The organism is Sphingomonas lacusdianchii (assembly GCF_022664395.1).
GTDB lineage: Bacteria > Pseudomonadota > Alphaproteobacteria > Sphingomonadales > Sphingomonadaceae > Sphingomonas > Sphingomonas lacusdianchii.
Window position 1 is genome coordinate 1 of record NZ_JAKRET010000070.1, and the last position, 1,365, is coordinate 1,365.

At 65.5% G+C, this 1,365-nt stretch carries 1 pseudogene; it reads right to left on the bottom strand.

What is annotated here, in order from left to right:
* Nucleotides 1-154: 154 nt before the first annotated feature.
* Nucleotides 155-1,362: pseudogene (locus MF607_RS22485) on the bottom strand (IS701 family transposase).
* Nucleotides 1,363-1,365 lie beyond the last annotated feature (3 nt).

The window sequence follows — 1,365 nt, forward strand, 5'->3', positions numbered from 1 at the left end:
CATTACAGTTGCGTTCTTGATCGGACATGTGACCGTCGAGCGGCGGCTTGATGGGCGCGCCGCCAGCATGACCAAGCGATAACGCGACGAGGCTCGATGCGCCGCTGTGCCAGCCTGATGACGATACGGCAGATTTCCTGGACAGACCAGTGGATCAGGTCTGTGGCCTCGTCGAAGGTCTTTTTGGGGGCGCGGCATTGGCGCGGGTACGGATGGCCGCCAGCATCGCGAAGGCAAGCATGACGAGCGAGACGTGCCGGTGCCAGCCATGCCAGGAGCGGGTTTCGTTGTGGTCGAGGCCCAGTTCGTTCTTGGCGGTCTCGAAGCTGTCCTCGATGGCCCAGCGATGCCCTTCCACGCCGACGAGGGTTTCGATGGTCGTACCGGCAGGGCACCAGGTGGTGAAGAAGGCAAGGTCATCACTGGCAATGTAGCGGCGTATCAACAGGCCCCTGGTCCATGTCCCGATTGCGCCATCGACGTACTCGTCGGCTTCGAGGTCGGCGAGCTCGAAATAGGCCCAGTCGTGAAAGCGCTCGCCCTTGGTGCCCTGACCTGCGGACAGACGCTGCCAGGCAGCAGGATCGAGTTCGCCCGCGATCAGCGCGGCGGTGCCCGCGACGACCGGCTTGTCGCCCCATGAGCCGAAGCGATGGTCGCCCTTCACGCCCAGCACATAGCCCTTGCCGGCACGGCGCAAGGTCTGCTCGATGTCGCCAACGCCGTAGACCGCATCCGCCGCGACCCAGGCAAACGGCATGTCGGCGGCTATCGCGCGCTCGATCATTTGCACCGCCAGCGCCGGCTTGGTGGCGAATACCGTGCCCTCCGGCACATGCGCGGCCGCCAGGCGGGCCGGGTCAGCCGTCCAGCTTTTAGGCAGGTAAAGCGCCCGGTCAACGAAAGCATGGCCCCTGGTCGAGACATAAGCGGCGAATACGCCGATCTGGCAGTTGGTCACCTTGCCGGCCGACCCGGTGTACTGGCGCCCCACGCCGCATGACGCCTTGCCCTGTTTCAGGAACCCGTTCTCGTCGATGACCAGCACCGCATCATCGGTGCCAAGATGTTCGACGGCATAGTCGCGCACGATGTCGCGCAGCGCATCCGCATCCCACCGCCCGCGCCCCAGGATCGCCTGCTGCCGCCATGGTCCGGCATCGCCCGCCGCCTCGGCGCGCATCCACCCGGTCTTGCGGCGCTCGTCCCCCAGCAAGCCATCTAGAAAACTGTTCGCCGATGCCGCCACACGCGCCTGGCTGAACAAGGGCCGCATCCGCGCTTTCACCTCGCGCAGCGATGACGCCCAAAGCTCCAGCGTCGCCTCGATCGATGCTCCCGTCACCACGACCTCCTCGTCATAGT